Source organism: Cupriavidus ulmosensis (assembly GCF_977008105.1).
The window spans coordinates 2,693,986-2,714,932 of record NZ_CDRMWP010000001.1 but is presented as its reverse complement, the minus strand read 5'-3'; the positions used below and the strand labels follow the sequence as shown (position 1 = coordinate 2,714,932).

Here is a 20,947-nt window from a genome sequence, read left to right as displayed (position 1 = left end):
TGAAAAAAGGACTGCCTCGGCAGTCCTTTTTCGTTGGCGTCGTCCTCGCCGTCCGTGAAGTCCGGGCCGTTGGCCTCGCCGATGGCGCGGCGGGTTTGCCGCGCGGACGGGCGGCGTCGGTTTCCGCTATTGCGCGGCCACCGCGGCGGCGGGCTTGAGCCGCGCCTGCGCGAGCTTGTCGCGCAGGCTGGCGAGCACGGCCGCGGTGGCCTGCTCGCCGGCCAGGATGGCGCGGTTGCGCGCGGTGAAGTCGCTGCCGCCCATGTCGGGCAGGTCGGGGCGGATCACCACGTCGGCGCGCGCCAGCGCCATCTTGTTGAGCGACTGCCCCATGATGGCGGTGGTCTGCAGCAGCACGCCGCTCTGGCCGCCGTTCTTCTGGCTGGACGGGTCGGCGGAGATGTTCACGGCGATCACGAAGTCCGCGCCCATGACGCGCGCGGAATCCACCGGCACCGGCTCCACCAGCCCGCCGTCGACGTAATCGTGACCCTGGATCGAGACCGGCTGGAACACGCCGGGCACGCTGCTGGAGGCGCGCACCGCCTGCCCCGTGTTGCCGCGCCGGAACAGGATGCCGTGGCCGGTCTTGAGGTCGGTGGCGACGATGCCCAGCGGCAGCTTCATGGCCTCGATGGGGCGGTTGCCGACCAGCTTGTTCACGTAGTTCTGCAGCGCCTCGCCCTTGAGCCAGCCGCCGAAGCGGGTGCCGAAGGGCAGGGCCCAGTCGGCGATGGCGGCTTCGTCCATGGTCAGCGCCAGCTTGTTGAGCTGGAAGCCGCTCATGCCCGAGGCATAGAGCGCGGCGACCACCGCGCCGGCGCTGGTGCCGGCGACCAGGTCCGGGTGGATGCCCTGCGCCTCCAGCGCCTTGATGACCCCGATATGGGCGAAGCCGCGCGCGGCGCCCCCGCCGAGGGCCAGGCCGATCTTGAGCGGGCGCGGTGGCGCCGGCGGCGCGGCTGCCGGCGTTTCCGGCTGGGCGGTGAGGGTCCCGGGCTTGGGGCCGAAAGAGCAGGCGGCGAGCAGCGCTGCCGCGCCCGCGCCGAGGAAATGGCGTCGTTGCATGGATCCGTGAGGGAAGGGGAAATGCCGCGGCCGTCACAGCCGGTGCGGTGCCGCGGCGAATGTGCCGCCGGCGCCGGCGCCGCGTTGGCGCGGCAGCATTTCAGACCGGGCAAAGCATAAATGATTCCACGCGCGGCGGCACCCGGCGCGCTGCGGGGCCGGGCGGCGCGCCCCCGCTTGCTATAATGCGGCGATCCTACACCCCGGCCTGCGCGCATCCGCGCGCGGGCTTTTTTGTTTCGCTCCGACATGACACAACGCGTCCGCACCCGCTTCGCGCCGAGCCCCACCGGCTTCATCCACCTCGGCAACATCCGCTCCGCGCTCTACCCCTGGGCGTTCGCGCGCCGCATGAAGGGCGATTTCATCCTGCGCATCGAGGACACCGACGTCGAGCGCTCGTCCCAGGAAGCGGTGGACGTGATCCTGGAAGGCATGGCCTGGCTCGATCTGGACATCGACGAAGGCCCCTACTACCAGATGCAGCGCATGGACCGCTACCGCGAGGTGGTCAGGCAGATGCTGGACAGCGAGCTGGCCTACCCGTGCTACATGAGCACCGAGGAACTCGACGCGCTGCGCGAGGCCCAGCGCGCGCGCGGCGAGAAGCCGCGCTACAACGGCTTCTGGCGCCCCGAGCCGGGCAAGGTGCTGCCCGCGCCGCCGGCCGGCGTGCAGCCGGTGATCCGCTTCAAGAACCCGATCGGCGGCAGCGTGGTGTGGGACGACGCGGTCAAGGGCCGCATCGAGATCGCCAACGACGAGCTGGACGACCTCGTGATCGCCCGCCCCGACGGCACGCCCACCTACAATTTCTGCGTGGTGGTCGACGACCTCGACATGAAGATCACCCACGTGATCCGCGGCGACGACCACGTCAACAACACGCCGCGCCAGATCAACATCATCCGCGCGCTGGGCGGCACGCCGCCGGTCTACGCCCACCTGCCGACCGTGCTCAACGAGCAGGGCGAGAAGATGAGCAAGCGCCACGGCGCCATGCCCGTGACCGGCTATCGCGACGAAGGTTACCTGCCCGAGGCCGTGCTCAACTACCTGGCCCGGCTGGGCTGGGCGCACGGCGACGCCGAGATCTTCTCGCGCGAGCAGTTCATCGAGTGGTTCGACCTCGAGCACCTGGGCAAGTCGCCGGCGCAGTACAACCCGGAAAAGCTGGCCTGGCTCAACAACCACTACATCAAGGTGGGCGACAACGCGCGCCTGGCCACGCTGACCCGGCCGTTCATCGAGGCGCTGGGCGGCAAGGTGGAAGGCGGCGCCAGCCTCGAAGCGGTGATCGGCCTGGTCAAGGACCGCGCCAACACGCTCAAGGAAGTGGCCCAGGCCGCGCTGCTGTTCTACCGCGGCGAGACGCAGCCGGACGCCGCGCTCAAGGCCGAGCACCTCAACGCCGACGTGCTGCCCGCCCTGCAGGCCCTGGCGGCGCGCCTGGGCGCGCTGGCCGAGTGGAAGCGCGAGGACATCGGCGCGGCCTTCAAGGCCGTGCTGGCCGAGTTCGGCCTGAAGATGCCCAAGCTGGCCATGCCGGTGCGCCTGCTGGTGGCGGGGCAGTTGCAGACGCCCGCCATCGACGCGGTGCTGGAGCTGTTCGGCCGCGAAACGGTGCTGCGCCGGCTGCAAGCTGGCCTCGCCTGAAATTTTTTGCGGAAAGTCGCGGAAGGGGCTTGCGCTCCTGCCGCGACTTGAGCATAATCTCGTTCTCCCTGCAGCGCGGACAAAAACCAAGCGGGCTTAACGGACGGCAGCGAACAGCAGTAATTCCCGCAGTAATGCGGATCGCTGAAAAAAGTTAAAAAAAGGGGTTGTCAAAAAGCAAGGTTGTTTATATAATCTTGTCTTCGCTGAAACAAAGAAACAAACGCGAAACGACAGCAGCAGCAAGCTGGAGCAGTAAATCAGCAGTAACGTAGTGCCTTGGGGCTATAGCTCAGCTGGGAGAGCGCTTGCATGGCATGCAAGAGGTCAGCGGTTCGATCCCGCTTAGCTCCACCAAAATGCCGGAAGTTTCGATTGCGGTCATGGCGAAACTTCCCGGTGTGGTGAAGACCGGATTATCCGGATATTCGCCGCGCCAGACGGAATAAGTCGGAAGACAAGTTTCTGTCCCCTTCGTCTAGAGGCCTAGGACATCACCCTTTCACGGTGAGTACAGGGGTTCGAATCCCCTAGGGGACGCCAGATAACGGACGTAACCAAACGTCCGGTTTGTCGTCGGCGGCATCGCTGCCGGCAGCAAGTAGAAGTATTGGAGTGGTAGTTCAGTTGGTTAGAATACCGGCCTGTCACGCCGGGGGTCGCGGGTTCGAGCCCCGTCCACTCCGCCAAATCAAGACCCGCATGGTTATGCCATGCGGGTTTTTCTTTTTCCGCCCGCATTTTCCCGTCTTCGGTTTTTCCTGCTGCATTTCCTGCCGCGGCATGCGTTCGCGGTATTCGCTCCGGCCGTGCCCCGATAATCGCCCGCCTCGCTGGCCGGATACCGCCGCGGCGCATTATCGGCGCGCCGGCGAGCGATTATCCCGGCGCCGGCTTCAATCCTGCGGGCGCCGGCTTACCGTGACGAAATAGCGCACCAGCAGCGTCGCGGCCAGCGCCAGGCTCACGCTGTTGGCCAGCCAGAAGCCCGCGGCGCCGCGCGTGAAGGCCGGCAGCGAGCCGATCAGGCCGAAGCCCAGCACGTAGCCGCCGCCCAGCCCCACGCCCCACAGCGACAGCGCGTAGATCAGCGTCGGCACCAGCGCGATCTTGTAGGCGCGCAGGATGAAGGCGGTCATGACCTGGACCGCGTCGAAGGCCTGGTAGAAAGCGATGAACAGCATCAGGGGCAGGGCGGCCCGCACCACCGCCGGGTCCTTGGCGTAGGCGTGCAGCAGCGGCTCGCGCAGGACCCACAGCAGGCTGCCGACCATGACGGCGAGCAGCGCCGCCAGGCAGATGCCGCGCCGCGCGATGCGGCGCGCCGCGGGCAGGTCGCGCGCGCCGATCGACTGGGCCACCAGCGTGGAGGTGGCGATCGCCAGCGACAGCGGCAGCATGTAGGCCACCGCGCCGAGGTTGGCGATGATCTGGTGACCGGCCAGCACCACCGTGCCCATGCGCGTGATGAAGATCGACATCAGCGTAAACGAGGTGATCTCGATCAGGTAGGTCAGGCCCATCGGCACGCCCAGGCGCAGCAGCGCGCGGATCGGCCGCGCCTGCGGCCAGGCCCAGCTCGAGAAGATCTGCAGCGGCCGGTAGGCCGCGTTGCGCCGCAGGATCAGCACGCCGGAGACGCACCACATCCAGCTGATCAGCGTCGAGGCCAGCGCGCAGCCGGGGCCGCCCATCGCCGCCAGGCCGAGGCCGCCGTCGATGAACCAGGCATTGAGCGGGATCTTCACCGCCAGCCCGACGATCTGCAGCACCGTCACCATCACCGGCCGCGACAGCGCGTTGTTCAGCGCCGAGTAGATGCGAAAGCCGAGCGCGGCGGGCAGGCCGAAGGCCTGGATGTGCAGGTAGGTGGTGGCCTTCTCGACCAGTTCGGGCGGCGCCTGCGCGAACTGCAGCAGCGGCCCGGGAAAGGCCAGCAGCAGCATGCCCGGCACCGCCAGTGCCACGCCCAGCCACGCCGCCTGCCTGACTTCGCTGCCGATCTCCGCCGCGCGGCCCGCGCCGTGCAACTGCCCGGCGATCGGGGCGAGCGCCTGCAGCACGCCCATCAGGCTGATGTAGACGGTGACGTAGATCGAGCCGCCGAGCCCCACGGCGGCGAGGTCGGTGGCCGAGGCGCGCCCGGACATGATGGTGTCGATCACGCCGAAGGCGATCACCGCGAGCTGGCCGACCAGGACTGGCGCGGCCAGTTCGCCGATGCGGCGGATATCCTGCAGCAGTTTCATCCGATGGGCCGGCGCGCCGCGGCGCTGCCGGATAGCTGTGGCTGTTGAGTGCGTGTTGTCCGCATTGTCCGCGTCGGTTGTGACGGCACGCCCCGTTGGTACGTCCCGCCGGCGCGTCCTAGCGGCGCGGCAGGCGGCGCTGCGGCAGGACCGGCTTGGGCGGCGGCGCCTTCGACATATCGACGAGGCGGTACATGCGGAAGCGCTCGTCGCGGTCCGACGGCCGGCGGCCTTCCCAGACCAGCCGCCATTCGAAATGCGAGATGCTGGTCGGCTCGCCGTAGTCCACCGAATCGTGGCGCAGCAGGATGTCGCAGCCGTCGCTCGGGCCGCCGAAGCGGATGTGCCCGAAGTAGGCGAACGAGGCCAGTTGCGCGTCGCCCATGCGGATCGGCTGCACGCAGTTGTAGGTGGCCGGCAGCGCCATCGATGCGGCCTGCGCCACGTCGCGGTAGGTCTTGCCGTAGTTGATCGACGGCATCCACAGCGTCATCGCCAGCACCCACATCAGCGTGGTGCCGGCGGCCGAGATCACCACCGGGCGCCAGATCTGCTTGGGCGCGCGCGACAGCCGCCAGCGCACGATCAGCACCCAGGCCGCGGTGACGATCAGCGCGTAGACCACCGCGCTGACGGTGAAGTCTTGCTGGAAGCCCGGCAGCAGCCGGTAGATGTTGGCGGCGATGCGCGGCGGCTGGCCGGTCGTGCGGGCGATCCACATGAACCAGACGAAACCGCCGAAGATCGTGAAGAACAGCAGCGCGAACCAGTCGATCGCATTGATGGCCGCGCGCGTCAGCGTGGGCAGCCCGAAGGCGGCCAGCACCGCCATCGGCGGCAGCAGCAGGATGAACTGCACGTCGCCGGGCTGGCGCAGCAGGAACAGCAGCAGCACCAGCGGCACCAGCAGCGACAGCGGCAGCGCCACATGCGGCGCGCGGCGCATGCCCGACCAGCTCAGCCACGCCCAGCACGCGATCGGCCACACCGGCCAGGTAAACAGCAGCAGGTTGCGCGCGATGAAGTTGAGCGCCAGCGCATTGGGCGCGCCGTAGGTGCGGCGGTCGTCGCGCGACCACTCGCGGATGAAGGTCACGGCGTCGTTGTGGTCGGCCGCGCCCAGGTAGGCCACCGCCATCCACGCGGCCACCAGAGCCAGCGCCAGCGGCACGCTGGCCAGCAGCAGGCGCGGCAGCGGCAGCGGCCTGCAGGCCAGCCCGCAGGCGATCACGGCCAGCAGCAGCACCACCGGCAGCATCGGCCCGCTCGACAGCGTCAGCGCGCCGAGCCCGGCGCCGAGCCAGAGCCCGCCCTGCAGCGGCTTGTCCAGGCTGCGCACCATGCCGTACAGGCTCATGGCGACGAAGCAGACCTGGCCGACCTGCGGCGTGGTCTCGTGCCCGCGCATGGCCAGGCCCACGCAGGCCAGGAAGATCAGCAGCGCGCCGTCGGCCAGCGTGCGGCCGTAGTCGCGCGCGTTGGGCTGGCCGCCGAAGACATAGGCGAACGGCTGCACCTCGGCGCGGCGGCCGAGCAGGTAGGTGGCGTACCAGATCAGCGCGCAGGTGCCGAAGTAGAACAGCGCCGTGGCCAGGCGCGAGGCGTCGGGCGCGCCCAGCCAGCCGCCGAACAGGCGGATCATGGCGGCGCCGACCCAGAACACCAGCGGACCGTCGTCACTGTACGGGCGGCCCACGATGTTCGGCATCAGCCAGTCCTGGGCGCCGCCGGTGGCCAGCTGCCACATCACGCCGAAGCCGGCCGCGTCCTCGTTCTTCCACGGGTCGCGGCCGAACAGGCCGGCCAGGCCATAGATGATGCAGATGGCCAGCAGCAGCGCGCGCGGGAGCGTGCCGGTGGCGGCTGCGGTGAGGTGGACTCGGGAGGTCTTGGCTGCGCTCATCGATGGGTAGGGCTGGGTGGCGGCCGGGCGGGCGCCTGCGGTTGGCTGCGTCTGTCGCCGGCGCGCGGGGCGCGAAGACTGCAAAAGGGACTACTGAAACGACTGCCGGAACAGCCGCCGGAACGACTGCCGCAAAGACAGCGGAAGCAGGGCCGGGCGGCGCGGGCCGCAAAAGCAAAGAGGCAGCCGATGCTGCCTCTTTGCTTGGGTGCGCGGCGCCGGAGCATCGTCCGAGGCCGGGCTGCGAGCAGGCTCGCGCAGCGAATTACTTCGCCGCGGCCTTGCCCAGCTTGCTGCCGAACTTCTGGCGGAACTTCTCGACGCGGCCGGCCGTGTCCATGATCTTCTGGGTGCCGGTGTAGAACGGGTGCGATTCCGACGAGACTTCGATCTTCGCCAGCGGGTATTCCTTGCCGTTGTATTCGATCGTGTCGCGGGTCTGGATCGTCGAGCGGGTCACGAACTTGAAGTCGTTCGACACGTCGTGGAACACGACTTCGCGGTAATTCGGGTGAATGCCTTCTTTCATGGTGCTTCCTTTCAGGTTGGGTAGCCAGTCCGCTGCATGCCGCGCTGCCGCTGCCGGGGTTTCCGGGGTTCCGGTCGAACCGGTTGGCAGTGTTGCGGCGAACGAACCACTTGCCGATAACGGACAAACCGGGATTATCGCAGAAAAACAAAAACATGGGCAAGATTTGCGAGCGTGCCGACAGTGTCGGCCGGGCGCCCGGAAATAGGCCAGATGCGTCACATCGCGGCCGGGTCCTGGCGGTAGAACGTGGCCAATGCGCCATATAGCGCCGGCCAGTGCCTGCGCAGCCCGGCCGGTTCGACAAAGAAGGTCTCCGATGCCACCGCGAAGAACTCGCTCGGCGCCTCGCAGCCGTAGGGATCGATCACGCGCAGCGCCGGCGGCAGCCGCTCGGGATGGTCCCAGGCATGGTCGGACTGGCGGTCGCAGGCATCGGCGAAGCGGTCGTATTCGCCCAGCAGCGTCTCGGCCCACTGCTCGCGGTCCACGCCCGGGTGCAGCACGCGCGAGAACGGCGGCACGCCGTCCGGCTCGCCGTCTAACATATCGAGCTTGTGGGCGAACTCGTGGATGACCACGTTGTAGCTGTCGTCGGGGTGCGCGTGATGCGCGTGATGCGCGCCCGCACCCGCGCCGGGGGCCAGCACGTCGGGCCAGGACAGGATCACCGGGCCGTGCTCCCAGGCCTCGCCGCTGGCTTCCTCGACCACGCCGTGCACCAGGCCGATGTCGTCCTCGACGGTGCGCCGGATGATGAACTCTCCCGGATACAGCACGATGCCGCGCCAGCCGCGATACCACTCGATGCCGAGCTTGAGGATGGGCACGCAGGCCTGCGTCGCCACGCTGGCCACCATCTCGTCGGCCAGCGGCAGCGCGTGCGCGGTGGAGAATTCCTTCTCGGCGATGAACAGCGTGGCGAGCTCGCGCAGCGTGGCGAGGTCAGCGGCGCCGTAGCGCTGCACGAACGGCAGCGTCGCCACCGTGTGCGCCCACAATGCGTCGGGGATGGCGTAGTGCTCGAGCTTGCGCTCGCGCGAGCGGCCCCGCAGGAAGTGGCTGAGTTTGCCGAACATGGTTCTCCTGCCTGGTTCTTCGGACTGCGTGCTTCGCCGACAGGTTGCGCTCGTAGGTCGCGCTCGTAGCGCGCCGCAAAGCAAGAAGGGCGTGCCGTGGCACGCCCTCCTGCGCGATACGCGCGCGCCGTGGCGAGCCACCGCGCGCGGCACGGCCAGCGCTCAGCCGCCCCTGCGCATCATATCGAAAAACTCGGCGTTGTTCTTGGTCGCCTTCATCTTGTCGAGGATGAATTCCATCGCCTGCACTTCGTCCATGTCGGAGATGAACTTGCGCAGCACCCACACCTTCTGCAGGATTTCCGGCTTGATCAGCAGCTCCTCGCGGCGCGTGCCCGACTTGTTCAGGTTGATCGACGGATAGACGCGCTTCTCGGCCAGGCGGCGCTCGAGGTGCACTTCCATGTTGCCGGTGCCCTTGAACTCTTCGTAGATCACGTCGTCCATGCGGCTGCCGGTCTCGATCAGCGCGGTGGCGATGATGGTCAGCGAGCCGCCTTCCTCCAGGTTGCGCGCGGCGCCGAAGAAGCGCTTCGGGCGCTGCAGCGCGTTGGCGTCCACACCGCCGGTCAGCACCTTGCCCGAGGCCGGCACCACCGTGTTGTAGGCGCGCGCCAGGCGCGTGATGGAGTCCAGCAGGATCACCACGTCGCGCTTGAGCTCGACCAGGCGCTTGGCCTTCTCGATCACCATTTCGGCGACCTGCACGTGGCGGATGGCCGGTTCGTCGAAGGTCGACGCCACCACCTCGCCGCGCACCGAGCGCAGCATCTCGGTCACTTCTTCCGGGCGCTCGTCGATCAGCAGCACGAACAGGTCGGCTTCCGGATGGTTGTTGGCGATCGCGTGGGCGATGTGCTGCAGCATCACGGTCTTGCCCGACTTCGGCGAGGCCACCAGCAGCGCGCGCTGGCCGCGGCCGATCGGCGCGATCATGTCGATGATGCGGCCGGTGATGTTTTCCTCGGCGCGGATCTCGCGTTCGAGCGTGAGCGGCCGGTTCGGATGCAGCGGCGTCAGGTTCTCGAACATGATGCGGTTCTTCACCGCCTCGGGCGCCTGGCCGTTGACCTTGTCCACCTTCACCAGCGCGAAGTAGCGCTCGCCGTCCTTGGGGGTCCGCACCTCGCCTTCGATGGTGTCGCCGGTATGCAGGTTGAAGCGGCGGATCTGCGAAGGGCTGATGTAGATATCGTCCGTGCTCGCCAGGTACGACGTCTCGGGCGAGCGCAGGAAGCCAAATCCGTCAGGCAGGACTTCCAGCGTGCCGTCGCCAAAGATGGTTTCGCCCAGCTTGGCGCGCTTCTTCAGGATGGCAAACATCAGTTCCTGTTTGCGCATCCGCTGTGCGTTGTCGATCTCGAGGGTCGCGGCCATTTCGAGAAGCGCAGACACGTGAAGCGATTTGAGTTCTGTCAGGTGCATAGACGAGGGGTACAGAGGCGCCCGGACGGGCTGGACCTAAAGAGGGGGGAAGAAATGAGCGGACGCTCGGGGAAGTTGTTGGTGCCATCTTAGCACAATCCGGCCGGTGCGCCAGGGCTGGCGCACGCACGTCGGATTGTGGCGACAAACGGGGCCGCGCCTGGTGGCGCCGCGCCCCGCGCAATCGTCTTACAGATTGCCGTCGAGGAATGCGGTCAGCTGCGACTTGGACAGCGCGCCGACCTTCTGCGCGGCCACCGCGCCATTCTTGAACAGGATCAGCGTGGGGATACCGCGGATGCCGAACTTGGCCGGCACCTGCTGGTTCTCGTCGACGTTGATCTTGGCGATCTGCAGCTTCTCGCCGTAGTCCTTGGCCACTTCGTCCAGGATCGGGGCGATCATCTTGCACGGACCGCACCATTCGGCCCAGAAGTCGAGCAGGACAGGCTTGTCGGACTGGAGCACGTCGGCGTCGAAGGAGGCGTCGCTCACATACTTGATTTGTTCACTCATGGCGGAAAACCTCTGGTTTCGCTCTGTTGATTTTGAAGGCGGGATTTGCCGAACCGCTACATTACACGAGTTTGCGCATGCCCGTGGGCGGGCGCCTTACCCGGTGCCGGCAGTCCCGAGCGACGGGATGGCCGGCCAACGCGGATGTTGCTGATATGTTACCAGTTGCCTGGAATTCAATAGCGGCCCCGGCAGGCTGGCGGTGCGTTGCCGTACATGGCGCGAAGCCTTGCCGGCACGGTGGCACTTGGGGGACATTCTGCCCGGGAATGCCGGTGCCGTGGAGTGATTGTATTAATGGGCGCGAGAGCTTTTCTCAATCGCGCGCGGCCTTCGCATATGGCTCGCGCATGATTCGCGTATGAATTACCGAGCACACCGCGAAAGTGCCTGCGATCCGGCTTTTCGCTGTCCCGGAACAAGGTCCCGGGGAATGCGGCGCGTAGAATAGATAGAATCACGCGCTCCAGACAAGGCCACCAACCATGACGTCCGACCATTCTCCCAAGACCGATCCGCAGCAATCGCCCACCGTCGAGCACCTGAGCGACGCGCTGGACCATATCAACACCGCGGTCGAGCAGAACAGCATTGCCGGCGGGGCGGCCAGGGGCCTGCTGTTCAGCGTGATCGAGACGCTCGGCGCGCTGATCGGCGACCCCGACCTGCCCGAGCACGCGCGCTCCGGCTACCAGGGCCTGCTCGAGACCGCGCGCGAGATCCGCGCCCGCGTCGAAGGCGGCGGCCACTGAAGGCTGCGGGTATTTCCGGCATTCCCGGCTTGCGGGCGCAGGCGCCAGTGACGGCATCGTCCGTGCCCGCGGCGCGCGCCACGGGCCGGTCGCCGAGCGCCCGGCGTTTCGCTTTTCCCGCCACGCCAGCTTCATGACCGCGCTGCAATTCCGGCCCGGCCCGGACTTCCTGCCGCAGGCCGCCGCCGCGGCCTGGTACTTCCTCGACCGCTGCGGCGGGCAGCAGGCCGCCGCGCACGTGGTGGTGCCCACCGCGGCGCAGATTCCCGGCGTGCGCCAGGCGCTCGACGCCGCCGCGCGCGCGGCCGGCGCGCCGCGCCTGCTGCCGCGCGTGCTCACGCTCGGCCACTGGCTGCTGGACCTGCCGCCCGAGGCGCAGCCGGTGCGTAGCCACGCGGCGCGGCTGCTTGCCGTGCAGCAGGCCATCCGCGCGCAGGACTGGCTGCGGCGCGCGTTCGGCGCGCAGACCGAGGCCGCCGCCTGGGGCCTGGCGCAGACGCTGCTCACGGTCAGCGACGAACTGAGCGCGCGCTGGCTCGACGACGACGCCATCCGCGACGACGAGATCGACGGCGACGACCGCGCGGCGCTGCTGCAAGGCGCGCTGGAGCGGACCTACGCCCATCTGTCGTCGCGCTTCCTCGGCGAGGAGGCGCGCATCGTGATGGCGTTCTGGCAGGCGCTGTCCGGCCCGGACGACCCGTTGCCGGCGCGCCGGCGCATGCTGCACCGGCTGGCCATGCACGTCGACGGCCCGGTCATCTGGCTCGGCCCCACGCCGCCCACGCCCATCGACGCAGCGTTCCTGCGCCAGGCCGCGGAACTGGTGCCGGTGATGCGCATCGGCTACGACTGGAGCGCGCAGGCGGACGATGCCGAAGCGGGCACGGCGCAGGAGGGCCCGGAACCCGGCGACTGGTACGACACGCTGCTCGCGCTGTGGCCCGAGGCGCGCCTGCCCGGCGCCGGCGAGCCCGCCGCGCGCCGCGCGCCGCCACGCGCATTGCCCGAAGCGCGCCCGCGCGTGCGCGTGGTCGGCAGCGCGCGCTTCGAGGACGAGGCCGCGGCCGCGGCCAGCCAGCTGGTGGCGTGGCTCAACCAGGGCCGGCGCCACGTGGCGCTGGTCGCGCACGACCGCGTGGTGGCGCGCCGCGCGCGCGCCTTGCTCGCGCGCGCCGGCGCGCCGGTGCGCGACGAGACCGGCTGGAAGCTCTCCACCACGCGCGCCGCCGCCGCGCTGATGCGCTGGTTCGACCTGCTCAACCAGGACGGCGACACCGCGGCGCTGCTCGACCTGCTCAAGAGCCCGTTCTGCCTGCCGGACTTCCCCGCGCGCGGCGCCGCCATCGCCGCGCTCGAGCAGCGGATCCGCCGCGACGGCATCAGCGGCGGCTGGCGCCGCCTGCAGCAGCGTTTCGCGCCCGACGCCCGGCGCGAGACCGCGGCCGGCAACGTCGACAACGCGGACGATGCCGCCGGCGGGGAGGATGCCCGCCACGCCGCGCGACAGGCCGCCTGCGAACTGGTGCAGCGGCTCGCCGCCGAGGCCGGCGCCTGGCCGCGCGGCCGGACGCAGCAGCCGGTGTCCACCTGGCTCGAACGGCTCGACGCCACGCTCGACGCGCTCGCCATGCGCGCGGCGCTGGCCGCCGACGATGCCGGCCGCCAGCTGCTCGACGCGCTGGCGCGCCTGGCCGACCTGCCGCACGACGAAACCGGCGCGGCCGCCACGCTCGACCTGGCGGAATTCCGCTCGATGCTCTCGGCGCTGCTCGAATCGGTGGCCTACAAGGAGCCCTCGGCCAGCGGCGCCGCGCGCATCACCATCCTGCCGCTCAACGGCGCGCGCATGCGCCGCTTCGACGGCGTGGTGGTGGTCGGCTGCGACGACGCGCAACTGCCGTCGAGCGCGGCCGAGCTGATGTTCTTCTCCAACCAGATGCGCCGCGAGCTGGCGCTGGAAGACCGCGAGATCCGCTTCGCCCAGCAGGCGCGCGATCTGGCCGAAGTGCTGCTCAACAACGACGACGTGGTGCTGACCTGGCAGCGCCTGGGCGCGCGCGGCGAGCCCAAGCACGTGTCGGGCTGGATCGAGCGGCTCGGCGCGCTGTGCTCGCGCGCCGGCGCGCCGATCGAGGCGAGCGCCTTGCCGGCGCTGCACGAGACCTTCGCCGAAGCGGGCGGCATGCCGGCGCCGGCCGCCGCGGAGCTGGTGCCCGCGCGCTGGAGCGCGCAGGCGTACAACATGCTGCGCCGCTGTCCCTACCAGTTCTTCGCCGGGCGCATGCTCGGCCTGGCCGGGCTGGAAGTGGTCAGCGACGATCTGGAGAAGCGCGACATCGGCGAGCTGCTGCACCGCGTCCTGCTGCGCTATCACCGCGAGGCCGGCGAGGACGGCCTGCGCCACGACGACGCGCGCCTGGCGCGGCTGCGCGAGATTTCCGACCACGAATTCGGCGCGCTGATGCGCGAGGACGGCAACGCCATCGGCTACTACCGCCGCTGGTGCGAGGTGCTGCCGTCCTACGTGGCGTGGCAGGCCGAGCGCGAGGCGCAGGGCTGGTTCTGGGACGGCGGCGAGATCGACGCCACCGTCGACCTGCCCATGCCCGACGGCCAGCCGCTGCGCGTCAACGGCCGCATCGACCGTCTCGACCGCGCGCGCGACGGCAGCCGCGCCGTGCTGGACTACAAGACGCAGAGCGTGCTGCGCCTCAAGCGCAAGGTCGACGACGTGGAAGAGGACTGCCAGCTGCCGTTCTACGGCCTGCTGCGCGCCGACGTGCGCGTCGGCAGCTGGGTGGCGCTGGAAGGCGCGAAGGACGGCCCGCCCGCGGCCCAGCGCGAAGTCGGCCTGCCCGATTTCGACGCCGCCGTGGCCTGGCTGGAGCGCCAGCTGCGCGAGGACGTGATGCGCCTGCGCCGGGACGCGCCGCTGCCGGCCTTCGGCGATGCCGGCGCGTGCACCTACTGCACCGCGCGCGGCCTGTGCCGCAAGGGCTTCTGGGAAAGCACGGCGCTGCCGCCGCAGGTGGGAGGCCGCGCATGAGCGCGCACGCCTATCTGCGCGACGGCGCGCCGGTCGCCGAAGCCGAGTTCACGCGCGCGGCCTGCGACCCCGCCGCCTCGGTGGTGGTGGAGGCCTGCGCCGGCAGCGGCAAGACCTGGCTGCTGGTGGCGCGCCTGCTGCGCCTGTTGCTGGCCGGCGCCGCGCCGCACGAGATCCTCGCCATCACCTTCACGCGCAAGGCCGCCGAGGAAATGCGCGAGCGCCTGCTCGAAGTGCTGGCCCAGCTGGCGCGCGACGACGACGACGCGGTGATCGCCGCGCTGGTCCAGCGCGGCCTGTCCGCCGACGCCGCGCGCGCCGCGCTGCCGCGCGCGCGCGGCCTGCACGCGCAGGTGCTGGCCGCGCCGGGGCGCATGGCCATCGACACCTTCCACGGCTGGTTCGGCACGCTGCTGCGCGGCGCGCCGCTGGCCTCGGGCATCGTGCCCGGCGCCACGCTGCGCGAGGACGCATTGCGCATGAAGCGCGAGGCCTGGGCGCCGTTCTGGCAGGCGCTGGCCACGCCGCCGTATGCGGAGCTGCGCGCCGCCTTCGAGCAACTGGTGGACGCCATCGGCGAGTTCCAGGCGCGCGCGCTGCTGGACGCGATGTTCCATGCGCGCAGCGAGTGGTTCGCCTTCAAGGAAAGCGCCGATCCCGCCGAGGCGCTGGCCGCCGATCTCGGCGACGACGCGCGCGTCGACGTGCTGCCCGAAGTGCTGGCCGACGACGCCTGGCTCGACGCCTGCCAGGACATGGCCTCGCAACTGGGCCGCGGCGGCAAGACCGAGCAGGCCCATGCCGCGCGGCTGGCGGACGCGGTCATGGCGATCCGCGCGTGGCGCGAGGGCGGGGCGGCGGACGGCGCGCCGGCCGAGCGCGCCTTCGCGGTCCTGCGCGATGCGTTCTTCACCGCCGCCGGCAAGCCGCGCTCGCTGCGCGCGACCGCCGCGCTGACCAAGGCGCTCGGCGGCGAGGCCGCGGTCGAGGCGTTCGTGGCCGCGCACGGCGAGCGCTGCGCCGCGCTCGAGCAGGTGGCGCAGCGCCGCTGCGAGGCCGCCGTGCTGGCCGTCAACCTCGCGCTCTACCGCCTCGGTGACGCGCTGCTGACGCGCTACCAGCATCACAAGTCCGAGCAGCGCGCGATGGACTTCGCCGACCTCGAATGGCTGGCCGCGCGGCTCATGCGCGACGAGGAAACCGCCACCTACCTGCAGGTGCGGCTCGATGCGCGCTACCGCCACCTGCTGCTCGACGAATTCCAGGACACCAACCCGCTGCAGTGGCGCATCCTGCAAGGCTGGCTGGCCGGCTACGCGGGCCTCGGCGAGCGGCCCACGGTATTCCTCGTGGGCGACCCCAAGCAGTCCATCTACCGTTTCCGCCGCGCCGACGCGCGCCTGTTCCAGACTGCCAGCGAGATGCTGCAGGCCGCGTTCGGCGCCACCGTGCTGCGCACCAACCGCACCCGCCGCAACCGGCCCGAGGTGCTCGAGTGGGTCAACGCGGTGTTCGGTGCCGCGCGCGCCGACGGCCGCTATCCGCTGTTCGAGACGCAGACCACCGCGCTCGAAGAGCCGGGCGGCCCGGTATGGCTGCTGCCGCTGGTCGAGCCCGAAGCGGAGGCGGCGGAAGATGCCGGGGAAGATGCTGGAGGTGCGGAGGCGGCCGAAGACGGCGCGCAGGAAACCGCCGCCATCCACCGCGACACGCTGACCCAGCCGCGCCGGCACGAAGGCGACTCGCTGCGCCTGGAGGAAGGCCGGCGCGTGGCGGCGTGGCTGCGCCACGTCCGCGCCACCGTGCCGGTGGCCGAAGGCGGCGGCACGCGCCCGGCGCGCTGGAGCGATTTCCACCTGCTGGTGCGCCGCAAGACCTATCTGGCGGAATACGAGCGCGCCTTCCGCGAGGCCGGCATTCCGTGCCTGAGCCCGCGCCGCGGCGGCCTGCTGGCCACGCTCGAGGCGCTCGACCTGTCGGCGCTGCTGGCCTTCCTGATGACGCCGGAGTCCGACCTCGACCTTGCCCACGTGCTCAAGAGCCCGCTGGTCGGCGCCACCGACGAAGACCTGATCGCCATCGCGCAGCAGGTGCAGGCGCAGGAGCCGCGCCCGGGCTGGTGGGCCTGCCTGCGCGGGCAGGGCCTGCCCGAGTTCGCCAGCGCGGCGCTGCGCGACGGCGTGGCGCGCCTGCGGCACTGGCTGGAAGTCGCGCCGCACCGGCCCGTGCACGACCTGATTGACCACATCTATCACGGCGGCGAGGTGCGCCGGCGTTATGCCGAGGCCGCGCCCGCCGACATCCGCGACCAGGTGCTGGCCAATCTCGACGCTTTTCTCAAGCTCTCGCTCGACCTCGACGGCGGGCGCTATCCGAGCCTGCCCAAGTTCATCGACGAATTGCAGGAGATCCGCCGCGGCGAAGAGGGCGAAAGCCCCGACGAAGGCGGCATGGCGGACCGTGCCGAAGAAGGCGAGGCCGATGCGGCCGATGCGGCGGACAGCGCGCTCGACGCCGTGCACATCCTCACCGTGCACGCCGCCAAGGGCCTGGAGGCGCCGTTCGTGGTGCTGCTCGACGCCAACCACAGCGAGCCCGCCGCCGACAACGGCGGCATCCTGATCGACTGGCCGCCGTCGTCGCCGGTGCCGGTGCATTTTTCCGCCTACGGCAAGCGCAGCACGCGCGGGCTGGCGCGCGCGCCGCTGTTCGAGGCCGAGGCCGCGCTGGCCGAGCGCGAGAACTGGAACCTGCTCTACGTGGCCATGACGCGCGCGTGCCAGGGCCTGCTGGTCAGCGGCGTGAAAGGGCGCGCCGCGCGCGGCGCCGAGGGCGAAGGCAACCGCGAGATCGCCGGGAGCTGGTACGTGCGCCTGCAGTCGGCCGGCACGGGCGCGCCGGTGGAGGCGTTCCCGCCGGCGACGGCCGGCGACGACGCCTGGCAGCGGCCCGGCCACGACGCGCGCGTGCGCTATGCCGATTTCCGCGAGCGCTACCGCGAGGCGGCGGACACGCTGGTGCCGGTCTACGAATGGGAAGACGAGGACGCGGCGCGGGATGACGTCGAAGAGGACAGCCACGCCATCGTCTTCGACGCCGAGGCGGCGCGCCACGGCGAACTGATCCACGCGCTGGTCGAGCGCATCACGCGCTATCCCGAGGCGTTCGAAGCGTTGCCCGGGCCGGACGTGGTGATGCGCTGGTTTCCGCTGGCCGGCGGCGGCGATGCGCAGGCGCGCGCGCAGTGGCGGGCCCAGGCCGAGGCCGCCATCGGCGCGGCGCGGCGCATGCTGGAAGCGCCCGCGCTGCGCCCGCTGCTGTTCCCGCAGGACGCGCGCAGCGCGCGCAACGAGGTCGAGCTATATGACGCGCGCGGCCGCCTGCTGCGCATCGACCGGCTGGTGGAGTTCGACGAGCGCGTGGTCATCGTCGACTACAAGCTGCGCCTGCTGCCGCAGGAGCACGCGGCCTATGCGCAGCAGCTCGCGCGCTACGTGGCGGCGGTCAGGCCGATGTTCCCGGGGCGGCGCGTCGAGGCCGGCGTGGCCACGGCCGACGGGGAGTGGATCGCGGCGGATGCATTGCAGGTTCCGCGCCAGGGGGCATTGTTCTAGACTTGTCCTGCGTCATGACGCGCGGCTTGCCATGCGCGGCACAATAGCCGCACCGGTGCGCAGGGCGCAACGCGCGGACGCGGCCGGGAAGGGACGGATTGCTGCCGGGGAACTGCCAGGGAGCGAATGACCGGGGGACGAATGGCTTTGCCGGGAAGTCCTGCGGCGCGGATTCCGCGGGGAAGGACCTGGCGACAGGGTTCGCGAGCGGGTCCGGCGGAAGATCCGGCAAGAAGGCAGAAGACAGGGGAATAGCGGAATAGCTGAATAGGGGGACGAGCCTGACCCTCGGCACTGGCGGAAAACGGCTGTGGCTGCTTCGTTCCCGACCTGACCAGGTTGACCGCGCCGCCATGCGAGGAGGCCCGTCCGGTGCGCATTGTAACCCAGTGCGGGCGGGCCCGCCTATTTCCCGTGAAATTGACCCGGCAAGCCGCATGGCCGGCCCGGGCCGGCACTACAGTGGAACCGTGCCGGCGCGGCGCGCAGGGCCGCCACCACAACCAGCGAGACCAGCGATGAACGCCAAAGACCAGATGCTCCACGCCACCTTGCCGCCGCAAGACATCTCCACCGAAGTCCTGCTGGAGAAATACGCCAAGGGCGAGGAGGCCAGCGTTGCCGACGTGCGCCTGCGCGTGGCGCGCGCGCTGGCCGAGGCCGAGGCCCCGACCGAGCGCGAGCAGTGGGCCGGGCGCTTCCTGTGGGCGCAGGAGCAGGGCTTCGTGCCGGCGGGGCGCATCGCCTCGGCGGCCGGCACGCGCATCGAGGCCACGCTGATCAACTGCTTCGTGCAGCCGGTCGGCGATTCGGTGTCCGACGCGCGCGGCGGCAAGCCCAGCATCTACACCGCGGTGGCGCAGGCCGCCGAGACCATGCGGCGCGGCGGCGGGGTGGGCTACGATTTCTCCGCGATACGGCCGGCCGGCGCGCTGGTGCGCGGCACGCATTCGCGCGCCTCGGGGCCGGTCTCGTTCATGAAGGTGTTCGACGCATCGTGCGCCACGGTGGAGTCGGCCGGCTCGCGCCGCGGCGCGCAGATGGGCGTGCTGCGCTGCGACCACCCGGACATCGAGACCTTCATCCACGCCAAGGACCGCGGCGACCTGACCAATTTCAACATTTCTATCGGCGTTAGCGACGATTTCATGCGCGCGGTCGAGGCCGACGGCGAGGTCGAGCTGATCCACGAGGCCGAGCCCGCCGCCGAGGCCATCGCCGCCGGCGCGTACCGGCGCGGCGACGGCCAGTGGGTCTACCGCCGCGTGCCGGCCCGGCAGCTGTGGGACCAGGTGATGCAGGCCACCTACGACCACGCCGAGCCCGGCATCCTGTTCCTCTCGCACATCAACGACGACAACAACCTCTATTACTGCGAGCGCATCGAGGCCACCAACCCGTGCGCGGAGCAGCCGCTGCCCGCCTACGGCTGCTGCTGCCTCGGCTCCATCGACCTGACCCGCTTCGTGCGCCAGCCGTTCGCCGCGGACAGCCGCTTCGACTTCGACGCCTTCGCCGAGGTCGTGCGGCTGGCCGTGCGCATGCTCGACAACGTGCTCGACGTCACCTTCTGGCCGCTGCCCGAGCAGCAGGCCGAGGCCCAGGCCAAGCGCCGCGTCGGCCTGGGCTTCCTCGGGCTGGGCAGCGCGCTGGTGATGCTGGGCATCCGCTACGACGCCGAGGCCGGCCGCGCGCTGGCCGCGCGCGTCGCCGAGGTGCTGCGCGACACGGCCTACCAGGCCTCCGCCGCGCTGGCGCGCGAGAAGGGCGCCTTCCCGCTGTTCAAGGCCGACGAATACCTGGCCAGCGGCTTCGCCCGGCGGCTGCCGCCGGCGCTGCGCGAGACGATCGCGCGCGACGGCATCCGCAACTCGCACCTGCTTTCGGTTGCGCCCACCGGCACCATCACGCTGGCCTTCGCCGACAATGCCTCGAACGGCATCGAGCCGGCCTTCTCGTGGACCTACAACCGCCGCAAGCGCATGCCGGACGACACCTACCAGGTGTTCGAGGTGGCCGACCACGCCTGGCGGCTGTACCGCCATCTCGGCGGCGACATGGCGCGGCTGCCGGACAGCTTCGTCACCGCGCTGCAGATGTCCGCGCTCGACCACATGAAGATGCTCGAGGCGGTGCAGCCGTATATCGACACCAGCATCAGCAAGACCGTCAACGTGCCGGAGGACTATCCCTACGAGGCCTTCCGCAACCTCTACCTCGATGCCTGGCGCGCCGGGCTCAAGGGGCTGGCCACCTACCGCCCCAACAGCGTGCTCGGCGCGGTGCTGTCGGTGACGCCCGCCGCGCCGGCCGCGCCCGCCGCCGGGGCGCCGGCCGACGACCCGCTGCGCAAGCCGTTCGAGAGCCGCCCCGTGGGCGACCTCGAAGGGGTGACGTCCAAGGTCGAGTACATGACCTACGAGGGCCACAAGACGGTCTACCTCACCGTCAACTTCATGCGCGTGGCCGGCGTGCTGGACGGCAAGCCGGTGGCGGTGGAGCGGCCGGTGGAATTCTTCATGCCGGCCGGCCAGCGCAACGACGGCCAGCAGTGGATCACTTCCACCATGCGCCTGCTGTCGATGGTGGCGCGCTCGGGCGGCTCGATCGCCAAGGCGCTGGCCGACATGCGCAACGTGGTGTGGGACAAGGGCACGGTGCGCTACGGCACGCTGCAGCGCCAGGACGGCAGCGAGGCGCCGCGCTTCCATGACTCCGAGGTGGCGGCGATCGGCTACGCGCTGCAGCGCATCCTGATCAAGCGCGGCTTCCTCGATGCCGACGGCGTGCAGGTGCCGGTGGCGGCGCTTGCCGCGCGCCTGGCCGCGCAGGAAGCGGGCGGGGGCGCCGGCCCCGGCGCGCAGGACGCGGCCGCCGGCCAGCCCGCCGGCGCGGGCGCCCGGCCGTCAGCCGGCCTCGGGCTGGGCCTGGGCTCGGGCAAGACCTGCCCCGAATGCGGCGCCCATGCGCTGCACAAGGTCGACGGCTGCGCCAAGTGCGCCAACTGCGGCTACGTGGGGGAGTGCGGCTAGCCGGATCGCCCCGGGCGCGGCCGGCGGCGCCCGATCCGCCGCGGATGCGCGCGCGCCGCCGCCGATCGTCCCTGA

12 protein-coding genes, 3 tRNA genes and 1 other RNA gene are annotated in these 20,947 nt (G+C 70.4%); 8 read left to right on the top strand and 8 right to left on the bottom strand.

From position 1 onward, the window contains the following. Positions 1 to 126: 126 nt before the first annotated feature. Positions 127 to 1,068: a patatin-like phospholipase family protein gene (locus ACWTPI_RS12350; RefSeq protein WP_454731774.1), complete on the bottom strand. Its 942-nt coding sequence runs from the start codon at positions 1,066 to 1,068 to the stop codon at positions 127 to 129. 249 nt (positions 1,069 to 1,317) lie between these two features. On the opposite strand from ACWTPI_RS12350, the gene gltX reads away from it, so the two are divergent. The 4 genes from gltX (at position 1,318) to ACWTPI_RS12330 (ending at position 3,413) form a co-directional block, all read left to right on the top strand. Next, complete coding sequence (gltX, locus tag ACWTPI_RS12345; RefSeq protein WP_454731773.1) at positions 1,318 to 2,724, top strand: glutamate--tRNA ligase; 1,407 nt, start codon at positions 1,318 to 1,320, stop codon at positions 2,722 to 2,724. A gap of 281 nt (positions 2,725 to 3,005) precedes the next feature. Then, positions 3,006 to 3,081: transfer RNA gene (locus tag ACWTPI_RS12340), tRNA-Ala, on the top strand. Between the two features lie 110 nt (positions 3,082 to 3,191). Beyond that, positions 3,192 to 3,267 (top strand) — tRNA-Glu (locus tag ACWTPI_RS12335). Between the two features lie 69 nt (positions 3,268 to 3,336). Beyond that, positions 3,337 to 3,413 (top strand) — tRNA-Asp (locus ACWTPI_RS12330). A 207-nt stretch (positions 3,414 to 3,620) separates the two neighbouring features. Here the strand turns inward: ACWTPI_RS12330 and ACWTPI_RS12325 are convergent. From ACWTPI_RS12325 to trxA, 6 genes are all read right to left on the bottom strand, one after another. Then, positions 3,621 to 4,973, bottom strand: coding sequence for an MATE family efflux transporter (locus ACWTPI_RS12325; RefSeq protein WP_454731772.1), 1,353 nt, complete (start codon positions 4,971 to 4,973; stop codon positions 3,621 to 3,623). Positions 4,974 to 5,091: 118 nt separating this feature from the next. Continuing rightward, positions 5,092 to 6,876, bottom strand: coding sequence for an ArnT family glycosyltransferase (locus ACWTPI_RS12320; protein ID WP_059413337.1), 1,785 nt, complete (start codon positions 6,874 to 6,876; stop codon positions 5,092 to 5,094). A gap of 265 nt (positions 6,877 to 7,141) precedes the next feature. Further along, a complete protein-coding gene (locus ACWTPI_RS12315; RefSeq protein WP_020202912.1) occupies positions 7,142 to 7,405 on the bottom strand; it encodes a type B 50S ribosomal protein L31 in 264 nt (87 codons plus the stop codon). Positions 7,406 to 7,623: 218 nt separating this feature from the next. After that, the gene (locus ACWTPI_RS12310) at positions 7,624 to 8,484 is read right to left on the bottom strand and encodes a M90 family metallopeptidase (protein WP_454731771.1); all 861 of its coding nucleotides are present in this window, start codon (positions 8,482 to 8,484) and stop codon (positions 7,624 to 7,626) included. A gap of 162 nt (positions 8,485 to 8,646) precedes the next feature. Then, complete coding sequence (rho, locus tag ACWTPI_RS12305; RefSeq protein ID WP_029043590.1) at positions 8,647 to 9,909, bottom strand: transcription termination factor Rho; 1,263 nt, start codon at positions 9,907 to 9,909, stop codon at positions 8,647 to 8,649. 189 nt (positions 9,910 to 10,098) lie between these two features. Beyond that, positions 10,099 to 10,425, bottom strand: a complete 327-nt coding sequence (gene trxA / locus ACWTPI_RS12300) for a thioredoxin TrxA (protein ID WP_020202914.1) — start codon at positions 10,423 to 10,425, stop codon at positions 10,099 to 10,101. Positions 10,426 to 10,910: 485 nt separating this feature from the next. On the opposite strand from trxA, the gene ACWTPI_RS12295 reads away from it, so the two are divergent. From ACWTPI_RS12295 to ACWTPI_RS12285, 3 genes are all read left to right on the top strand, one after another. After that, positions 10,911 to 11,177 (top strand): hypothetical protein, encoded by a 267-nt coding sequence (locus ACWTPI_RS12295; RefSeq protein WP_059413338.1) that lies wholly within the window; start codon positions 10,911 to 10,913, stop codon positions 11,175 to 11,177. Between the two features lie 133 nt (positions 11,178 to 11,310). Beyond that, a complete protein-coding gene (locus ACWTPI_RS12290; RefSeq protein ID WP_454731770.1) occupies positions 11,311 to 14,226 on the top strand; it encodes a PD-(D/E)XK nuclease family protein in 2,916 nt (971 codons plus the stop codon). Further along, the gene (locus ACWTPI_RS12285) at positions 14,223 to 17,840 is read left to right on the top strand and encodes a UvrD-helicase domain-containing protein (RefSeq protein ID WP_454731769.1); all 3,618 of its coding nucleotides are present in this window, start codon (positions 14,223 to 14,225) and stop codon (positions 17,838 to 17,840) included. The genes ACWTPI_RS12290 and ACWTPI_RS12285 overlap by 4 nt, the downstream gene beginning before the upstream one ends. Before the next feature lie 271 nt (positions 17,841 to 18,111). On the opposite strand, the gene ffs is transcribed toward ACWTPI_RS12285, so the two are convergent. Next, positions 18,112 to 18,210, bottom strand: an RNA gene (gene ffs, locus ACWTPI_RS12280) — signal recognition particle sRNA small type. A gap of 148 nt (positions 18,211 to 18,358) precedes the next feature. Between ffs and ACWTPI_RS12275 the strand changes: the two genes are divergently transcribed. After that, entirely contained in the window at positions 18,359 to 20,872 is a 2,514-nt protein-coding gene (locus ACWTPI_RS12275; protein WP_454731768.1) for an adenosylcobalamin-dependent ribonucleoside-diphosphate reductase, read from the top strand. Positions 20,873 to 20,947 lie beyond the last annotated feature (75 nt).

Coding starts and splice junctions, on each gene's coding strand:
- ACWTPI_RS12325 (WP_454731772.1), bottom strand. CDS start 4,973: ATGAAACTGCTGCAGGATATCCGCCGCATCGGCGAACTGGCCGCGCCA.
- gltX (WP_454731773.1), top strand. CDS start 1,318: ATGACACAACGCGTCCGCACCCGCTTCGCGCCGAGCCCCACCGGCTTC.
- ACWTPI_RS12275 (WP_454731768.1), top strand. CDS start 18,359: ATGAACGCCAAAGACCAGATGCTCCACGCCACCTTGCCGCCGCAAGAC.
- ACWTPI_RS12310 (WP_454731771.1), bottom strand. CDS start 8,484: ATGTTCGGCAAACTCAGCCACTTCCTGCGGGGCCGCTCGCGCGAGCGC.
- ACWTPI_RS12320 (WP_059413337.1), bottom strand. CDS start 6,876: ATGAGCGCAGCCAAGACCTCCCGAGTCCACCTCACCGCAGCCGCCACC.
- ACWTPI_RS12290 (WP_454731770.1), top strand. CDS start 11,311: ATGACCGCGCTGCAATTCCGGCCCGGCCCGGACTTCCTGCCGCAGGCC.
- ACWTPI_RS12295 (WP_059413338.1), top strand. CDS start 10,911: ATGACGTCCGACCATTCTCCCAAGACCGATCCGCAGCAATCGCCCACC.
- rho (WP_029043590.1), bottom strand. CDS start 9,909: ATGCACCTGACAGAACTCAAATCGCTTCACGTGTCTGCGCTTCTCGAA.
- ACWTPI_RS12350 (WP_454731774.1), bottom strand. CDS start 1,068: ATGCAACGACGCCATTTCCTCGGCGCGGGCGCGGCAGCGCTGCTCGCC.
- ACWTPI_RS12285 (WP_454731769.1), top strand. CDS start 14,223: ATGAGCGCGCACGCCTATCTGCGCGACGGCGCGCCGGTCGCCGAAGCC.
- ACWTPI_RS12315 (WP_020202912.1), bottom strand. CDS start 7,405: ATGAAAGAAGGCATTCACCCGAATTACCGCGAAGTCGTGTTCCACGAC.
- trxA (WP_020202914.1), bottom strand. CDS start 10,425: ATGAGTGAACAAATCAAGTATGTGAGCGACGCCTCCTTCGACGCCGAC.